7 protein-coding genes are annotated in these 7,404 nt (G+C 50.6%); 3 read left to right on the plus strand and 4 right to left on the minus strand.

Annotation, left to right across the window (positions count from 1 at the left end):
- Nucleotides 1-34: 34 nt before the first annotated feature.
- The 3 genes from WMW72_RS28740 to WMW72_RS28750 all read right to left on the minus strand — a co-directional run bounded on the left by WMW72_RS28740 (nucleotide 35) and on the right by WMW72_RS28750 (nucleotide 3,506).
- Nucleotides 35-1,243, minus strand: coding sequence for a ZIP family metal transporter (locus WMW72_RS28740; RefSeq protein WP_341419029.1), 1,209 nt, complete (start codon nucleotides 1,241-1,243; stop codon nucleotides 35-37).
- 14 nt (nucleotides 1,244-1,257) lie between these two features.
- Nucleotides 1,258-2,313, minus strand: a complete 1,056-nt coding sequence (locus tag WMW72_RS28745) for a multicopper oxidase domain-containing protein (RefSeq protein ID WP_341419030.1) — start codon at nucleotides 2,311-2,313, stop codon at nucleotides 1,258-1,260.
- Nucleotides 2,314-2,555: 242 nt separating this feature from the next.
- Nucleotides 2,556-3,506, minus strand: coding sequence for a cyclase family protein (locus WMW72_RS28750; RefSeq protein WP_341419031.1), 951 nt, complete (start codon nucleotides 3,504-3,506; stop codon nucleotides 2,556-2,558).
- A gap of 301 nt (nucleotides 3,507-3,807) precedes the next feature.
- Here WMW72_RS28750 and WMW72_RS28755 point away from each other — a divergent pair, with 301 nt between their 5' ends.
- Together WMW72_RS28755 and WMW72_RS28760 are read left to right on the plus strand one after the other, a co-directional pair.
- Nucleotides 3,808-4,419: a transglutaminase-like domain-containing protein gene (locus WMW72_RS28755; protein WP_341419032.1), complete on the plus strand. Its 612-nt coding sequence runs from the start codon at nucleotides 3,808-3,810 to the stop codon at nucleotides 4,417-4,419.
- Between the two features lie 155 nt (nucleotides 4,420-4,574).
- Nucleotides 4,575-5,096, plus strand: coding sequence for a GrpB family protein (locus WMW72_RS28760; RefSeq protein ID WP_341419033.1), 522 nt, complete (start codon nucleotides 4,575-4,577; stop codon nucleotides 5,094-5,096).
- Between the two features lie 81 nt (nucleotides 5,097-5,177).
- Here the strand turns inward: WMW72_RS28760 and WMW72_RS28765 are convergent, their stop codons facing one another.
- On the minus strand, nucleotides 5,178-6,392 hold the full coding sequence (locus tag WMW72_RS28765) for an MFS transporter (RefSeq protein WP_341419034.1): 1,215 nt from the start codon (nucleotides 6,390-6,392) through the stop codon (nucleotides 5,178-5,180).
- 323 nt (nucleotides 6,393-6,715) lie between these two features.
- Here WMW72_RS28765 and WMW72_RS28770 point away from each other — a divergent pair, with 323 nt between their 5' ends.
- Nucleotides 6,716-7,165, plus strand: coding sequence for a hypothetical protein (locus WMW72_RS28770; protein WP_341419035.1), 450 nt, complete (start codon nucleotides 6,716-6,718; stop codon nucleotides 7,163-7,165).
- Nucleotides 7,166-7,404 lie beyond the last annotated feature (239 nt).

The raw sequence follows: 7,404 nt of genomic DNA on the forward strand, positions 1-7,404 counted from the left end.
CTTGCTCTTCTTACTGCTCCCTCTTCTCTAACAGCTACACCAACAGCGAAGTCGCATACATCACGCCGAGACCAAGCACGACCCCGGCGAAATTCCGCCATGACAGCAGCGGATACGACTGCACCGATGATTCCTTCAGGATCATACGGGCGATCACGTAGATAACCTGGGCAATCGCTCCCGCTCCGATACCGAAGAATAGAGCAGCCAGCGTTTTATCCAGAATCAATCCGCCCGACCAGACGCCCAGAATGGCAGGTCCGCCACCGATCAGCGCCAGCCAGACGAAGGTTTTCCAGGTCGGCTTGCTCCGGGTCAGCGGAGCGGCAATTCCGATTCCCTCGGTCATGTTGTGCAGCGTAAATCCGATGATCAAGAATGTGCCCAGTGCCGCTTCCCCGACGGCAAAGGCCGTCCCGATCGCCAGTCCTTCGCCGAAATTATGCAGGCCGATGCCAGCCGCCAGCTTATAAGCCAGCGATGGGTCCCCCGGACCGCTCTGCTTCACCTTGCGGCTGCCCGCCTGATCCAGCGCGACAAGGAACATGAAGCTGAGCAGTGCCCCGAACCAGACCAGTCCCGTTCCGTGGAAGACCGATGGCGCCTCCGACGCGAATTCGAGTCCTTCCTCGATCGTATCCACCACCAGGAAGATCAGCAGCCCTGCGGTAAAGGCGAGCACGGCATGAAGTCCCCGGGCGCTGAACCTCCGGATGAACGGAAACCACATCAGACCGAGCGCCACCGGGATCACCCCTACATATAGCCCGATCAGTGCGTACTTCCCGATCCGCTCTCCGCTCAGCTCCGGCGTCTTGAACGCGACATCGATGCTTTTATCGAAGATGGCGCTGTTGGAGGAAATCATACGAATCTCATGGGCATCGCCCTCCACCCATGGATATGGGATCGACATCACCGCCCGGCTCATGCGCGGAATCGTCGCTGACGGCTCCATCGTGAAGTTCCAATACGCATCGTCGATCATGACCTGAGCGATCGTCAGCTCCTCCGGACCGGAATTCAGCACCGTCAAGGTGATTCCGTTATCCGTCAGGACCGTCTTCTCGATGTCCATCTTCTCAATGGGTACCGGCGGCTCCTCGTTGATGCCCGTGCCGAGCGTCATAATCGCGATGACGAGAGCGATCAGCAGAGCGACCGGCAGAACGCCCCAGAGCAGCCCATTTCCTTTTCCGACCGGGTTAAGCGGCGTGCCGTTTTTCATTTGTACCTGACTCATGACCGATCCTCCCTCTACTCTGCTTCGAAGAAGCCCATCCATCCGAGCTCCGTAAATTCGCTAATATGCGCGTGAAACATATATTTCCCCGGTGCCGGGAATGTGATCTCCACCAGTCCCCGTTCACCCTGGCCCAGCATGACTGTGTCTGTAAAATACGGGCGCGCCTCCGGGTCGGCTCCAGTCGCGTAATAATGAAAAAAGTTGGCGTGCAGATGAAAGGAATTGATGAGGTCAAATTCCAGAAAGTTACTTAGATAAATACGGACCAGTTCACCGGCCTTGACCTTAACCGGTTCCTGCATATAAGCGAAGGCATAGCCGTTCACGGTATAGACTTCATTTTCCCCGTCGAAATCAAGGTCGTACCCGTTCATCACCATGGACATTTCGTGAGCGGGCTTGCGCGGTATCTTCGGATCGATGATGAAGTTTCCGTACATTCCCTTATGCAGATGATGCCGGAATGGCTGCACATGGCAGTGGTAGACCATCATGCCGGCCGGCTTCGCTTCGAATTCGTATGTAAAGGTCCCTCCGGGAGGAATCTGCTCCAGTCCATCCATGTTCGTTGGATGGATGCCATGGAAATGGATCGAGTGCGGGTGTCCGGTCGCATTGATGAATTTGACCCTGACGATATCTCCCTCCGTGCAGCGGATCGTCGGTCCGGGTATCGTGCCGTTGTAGGTCCATCCCGGAAACTTGACGCCCTTGATGATTTCGATCTCCTTCTCCAGCGCCGTCATCTCATATTCCCGGATCGTCCGGCCATCCGCGGACTGGCTGACCTTGCCGTAGTCGAAGTTAGTCAGAGCCTCCCGGGCCATCACGAGCCCTTCCGTTACTTCCGTACCCGGCTCATAGCCGTGCTGCATGCCGTGCGAGCTTTTTGGCGAACCTTGCGAACCTTGATGGTTGCCCTTGTGGGCATCGCTGGATTCCGAATGGGCCACACCGCCCAGCAGCGAACCCGGATTAAACAGCGCTCCTCCGAGCAGCGCTACCGTCCCTGCTGCCCCCGCCTTAATAAAACCACGGCGTGAAACTTGCTTGTTCCGATCGTTCATTGACTTCCCTCCACATATTTTGTACAAGGTGAAATGATTTTACCTAGGGCAATATTTATTCCAAAAAAAGAGAATGATTCTCAATCTGTACCCTAGTATACGTCCAATTCATTTTGCTGTAAAGCCAAATTTTTGTCTATGAACATATCTTTTTCCCTAGGGAAAGATATTCATGACTAATAGGCTCCGAGCGAACAAAAAACGACCGTCCCCCGTGATCAAGCTCGGGTTTCGGTCGTTCCTTATGAATGTTGACGGCTCGCTGAGGCAGCCCCATCGGTAATCCTTGCCCACGCCCGGATCGGAAAAGCGCTCATCCCCTGAATTTTCATCGGGGCAGCCGTGAAGCGGAAGCCCTCGTCCGGCAGCTGTTCCGTTCCGGTCAGGTTCTCCACGATCGGGATGCCCGCATCCAGCAGAATCGTATGCACGGGGCGGTCCGGATCGCTCGTGTCATCGATGTTGTGGCTATCGATCGCGACGAGCAGCGCCCCTTCATCCCGCAGATAGGCCGCCGCATCCTTCGTGAGGTAGGGATGCTCCTCGAAGTACCCGTGCAAGCCCCAGCTCCGTCCCCGGCCTGTCTCGATCAGAACCGCCCGGTTGCTTACACGGTATCCCTCGAGATGCTGGCGCAAGACGGCTCGTCCGGTGAATCCGGCCAAACGGACCACGACGCCATCCAGATCCGCCGTTACCTCAAGCGGCAGACCCGCTACATCGGCCCCTCCGGCATACCGGTGGGCTGGACTGTCAATCGACGTTCCCGAGTTGGCGACCATCTCAATGCGGCCTATGTTGAACGTAACTCCTGGTGCGTATCGTCCCTTTGATGCTTCGTGACTCAGATAATCCGAAACCTGTGGAGCCGGAAAGCCTGGGTATGTCTCCATTCCGTGTGCGATCGTATGGCTCAGGTCGATGATGCTTGCAGGCATACCCGATGAGCGGCGCTCTGCATCCTCGACCTCCGCGTCATTCTCCCGCAAAGTCTCCGTATTGAAGATTCGAACCTCCCGGACCGACTGCAGCTGCAGCTCTCTCACCAGAAGTTCTGCGAGCTGGGACTCCCCCGCTTCCCAGCCGTCCTCTTTCAGACGGAAGCGCTGTCCCTCCAGCCTGCCTCCATGTGTGAAGCTTACTTCGAAATCGAACTGAACAAACGGTCCTTTAGCCGGTATTTCGTTACCCATCTCCAAACCTCCCGCCCAGAGTTTCTAAGAATACCTTGTATGCCTATCATTATAGTCGCAGTCAGAATGATGGATCAATACGATTGTTTCTATCCAAATGATCTAAACTTTAAATGATATGTTCTAAGGGGTCATAGACAGGATGCATCAAATAGAGAGACACTCTATATCACACTAAAGTAATATGACTCCATGCCAAGAGCGGTTTCCCCACGTTTGAATTATTATTCATATTCATGCATAATAATAACTATCTATCTCGAAGTATGGAAAAAATGACCCTTTAAGGAGAACGGATGATATGAACTTACTAGCTGAATCTAACGACATAAATGACTATCTTTTAGAGACTGACGAAGTCGATTATTCGCATAGCTCGATAAGAGAAAAAACCCATGAACTGTACAGCCATTCACCACATGAAGTAGACTTTGTTCGGTCTGCCTTCGAGTTTGTCCGGGATCATATTTCCCACTCCTGCGATATTCGAAGCTCTCGAATTACTTATAAAGCGTCGGATGTTCTCCAGTTCAAAGAAGGGATCTGCTACGCGAAATCTTTATTGTTAGCTGCCCTTCTAAGAGGTAACGGCATCCCCACAGGATTCTGTTACCAGAGACTGACATTGGGAAACACTCCGGATACAGGTTATGCGCTTCATGCGTTAAATGCCGTTTATTTCCGTACAATGGATCAATGGATACGTCTGGATGCTCGAGGAAATAAACCAGGGGTAGACGCCCAATTCTCGCTGGATGCAGAGCAGCTGGCCTTCCCCATTCGTAGTCATTATGATGAAATCGACTATCCCATCATCTACGTGAATCCCAACCCCCAAACGATAGCTGTGCTTAAGCAATCTACAAACTGCATAGAGATGTGTCAAAATCACTTGCCATCCGAAATAAAGTGAAGCCTTCAGAGACAAGCCAGCGTATACGCTTGTATCCGTCACCGGAATTGCAACAGCATGTGCTATATACTTGTTGCCGAAGCGAGGGACGCAGGAAAACTTATTGTAATATGGATTATATAGCTCTATAAGTTTTAAATAGTAAGGGGGAGCCTATGAAAGTAAGATTAGCTGATTACAATGAAAATTGGGTTAGGCTATTTCAAGATGAAGCTGAATTTCTACAAACCATATTTGGAGATGAAATCGTACGCTTTGAACACTTTGGCAGTACATCCGTTCCTGGCTTAAAAGCTAAGCCTGTTATCGACATGATGTGTATGGTAAATGACATTGAAAAAGTTGATTTATTTAACGATAGAATGAATACACTTGGATATGACGTTGCAGGAGAATGGGGCCTACCAGGAAGAAGATTATTTCGCAAGGGTGGAGAAAACAGAACCCATCACATTCATTTTTATAAATTCGATAACCCTCAAATTGAACGGCATCTTATATTTAGAGATTACTTAAGATGCCATCCTGAAGAAGTAGCCAGGTACAGCCATTTTAAAGAAGAATTAGCTCAAAGATTTGAAAACACAAGCGAATATAGCCCCGCTAAGAAAACATTTGTAAAGGATATGGAACAACTTGCACTGACATGGTTTAAAGAAAACCAACTAAAGAATTAATGGACCTATTGCCGTGTAACAAAAACAAAGCGGATGCCGGAACCCTGACCTGTCGGTCACTCCACTCGTCCGCTCATTTATTCACGCGCCTGCACGCTGTGTGCGATTGCTTCCCGTACGCAGCGAAAGCCCGAAGCACAGGATCAGGATGATTCCGGCCGCCACATAGGGGAAGTTAACATTCATATCGAATAGCAATCCGGCTGCGGCTGGCCCGATGATATTGCCGAGGCTGGTAAAGGAGGAGTTAAGTCCAGCCACATACCCTTGCTCTTCTTGCGCGACCATAGACATCTGTGTGCTAATGGCCGGACGCAAGATATCGATGGACAAGAATATGATAAAGGTGACGGCGAAGATAAGCCAGTACTGGTGAACAAATAACGTCAACAGGACGAACAATCCGGCAGCCAGCAGACAGGCCGTAATGACGACCTTCTCGCCAAAGCGGTTCATGATCCAGCCGAAGGCTGTTAACTGAACGACCGCGCCCCCAATGGAGGCGAATGTGAAAATGAAGGCGATATCCTTCGGCGTGAAGCCGAATTTATGGTCCACGAACAGACCGAATATCGTTTCGTAGTTGGCAAGTCCAAACGACATGACGAACACAATGATCAAGCTGATAAAATACGGCTCTCGGTAAGCGAAACGCAACTGCTGGAGCAGGCTCCTTTTCGGCGGCGAAGCAGGCGCTGTCTTGCCATTGCTCCCCTCTTCCTTTGCAGGAGACGGCAGCGATTCCGGCAGTACAACGGCCGTAAGCACCGCAGCGATCAGACCGGCAACCCCGGCGGAATAGAACGGTACACGAAGGCCGAACTCGGCAATATAGCCCCCGATGCCGGGACCAATGATGAAGCCCGTTGTCAGAGCCGCATTGATATAGCCCATCCCCTTGGCACGTTCTTCCTCCGCAGTGACATCCGCCGCATAGGCCATAATGGCAGGCATGATCAGCGCTGAGCTAATGCCGCCCATCATCCGGGATACAAAGAGCAGCAGGGTTGAATCGGCTAATCCGAACACGACCTCGGCAAAAGCGAACACCACCATGCCGGCGACAATCATCCGCTTGCGTCCAAAGGAATCGGATAGCCGTCCCGCGAGCGGAGAGAAAACCAGCTGGGTCAAGGCAAACGAGGCGACAAGCAAGCCGGCAATACTTCCATTAGCGCCCAATAAGGTTATATATTTGGGGATGACCGGAATAACTAGCCCGATACCGGTAAAGACAAGAAATAAATTAAACATCAGAAGCAGCATAGCGCCCCGATTTTTGAGCAACAAAGCCATCCATTTACCTCCAACTGAAATCCTGAATGTTAAACGTCCATCAAGTCGCACTTTAATATACTTATTAAACAATAAAGTATGGAATGTGTGGAATAAATGTAATGGATATTGTTGTCAGTTTCAATATGTATATTCTAGGATGAATATCAACGAGGTAATGGCTCCCCCACAATAACCTCACGAAAGGGAGTGTGTGACCTGCATGCATATGATCTCTGCCGTCTTGTATTCCTGACGCATTACCCAGTCTGGTCATTGTTGATCATCCTATTCTTCAGCTTTGCCATGGGAATCCTCTTATCGATATGGCGTAATCATCGGAAATGGTATTTGCCTTGCCGACTGTAGGTCTTCTGGCAGCCATTCTCAACATCTTTTTCACGCACTACCTCAACTCATTATTTCTTAACGCCGCTGGAACGGAGGGTACTGCAATCATGGTTTACGCAGAGAAAACAAACTCCCTGTACAATGATCAACCTGTTTTGGAGTACGAAGCAGTTCTTAAAACCTCCGACGGGCAGGATGTGGTGGCGAATTTCAATACCATGTCCGCCAGTATCTATCCGCTGCGCAATGCCATTCTTATTCCGCCCAAGGGCGAAGTTTTCGTCGCCAAATATGTTCCAGGCTTCGAACGCAATATCCTTATCATGAGCGACAGGTCCGATTACGGGAAAAAATGGGTAGTCCAGGAAGACCTAAAATCGGTTATGAAAGCCGAAACCCAGCTTGAGACGGCGGAACGTGAGCGGCAACCTAAGCAGGAATAAAGGATTCTAAGTCGCACATTAGCTGCTGCAATGACAAAAAATCCCGCTCTTCATCTGAGAAGAGCGGGATTTTCTTTTATCTCGCGCCGTCTATTTGTCTTGAGAAAATAATGTGTTTTCTTAGTGCTTAGGTTAAGATAAGACTCCTTTAAAAGCACTACATGCTACCCGCGTATGTTCTTTAATTAATATTTGGAAATGGTACATAATGGAGGAGGGTCGTAGCCCAAGCGAAGGCG

The organism is Paenibacillus filicis (assembly GCF_038070315.1).
Classification (GTDB): Bacteria; Bacillota; Bacilli; order Paenibacillales; family NBRC-103111; genus Paenibacillus_G; species Paenibacillus_G filicis.

Coding starts and splice junctions, on each gene's coding strand:
- WMW72_RS28740 (WP_341419029.1), bottom strand. CDS start 1,243: ATGAGTCAGGTACAAATGAAAAACGGCACGCCGCTTAACCCGGTCGGA.
- WMW72_RS28745 (WP_341419030.1), bottom strand. CDS start 2,313: ATGAACGATCGGAACAAGCAAGTTTCACGCCGTGGTTTTATTAAGGCG.
- WMW72_RS28750 (WP_341419031.1), bottom strand. CDS start 3,506: ATGGGTAACGAAATACCGGCTAAAGGACCGTTTGTTCAGTTCGATTTC.
- WMW72_RS28755 (WP_341419032.1), top strand. CDS start 3,808: ATGAACTTACTAGCTGAATCTAACGACATAAATGACTATCTTTTAGAG.
- WMW72_RS28760 (WP_341419033.1), top strand. CDS start 4,575: ATGAAAGTAAGATTAGCTGATTACAATGAAAATTGGGTTAGGCTATTT.
- WMW72_RS28765 (WP_341419034.1), bottom strand. CDS start 6,392: ATGGCTTTGTTGCTCAAAAATCGGGGCGCTATGCTGCTTCTGATGTTT.
- WMW72_RS28770 (WP_341419035.1), top strand. CDS start 6,716: ATGGTATTTGCCTTGCCGACTGTAGGTCTTCTGGCAGCCATTCTCAAC.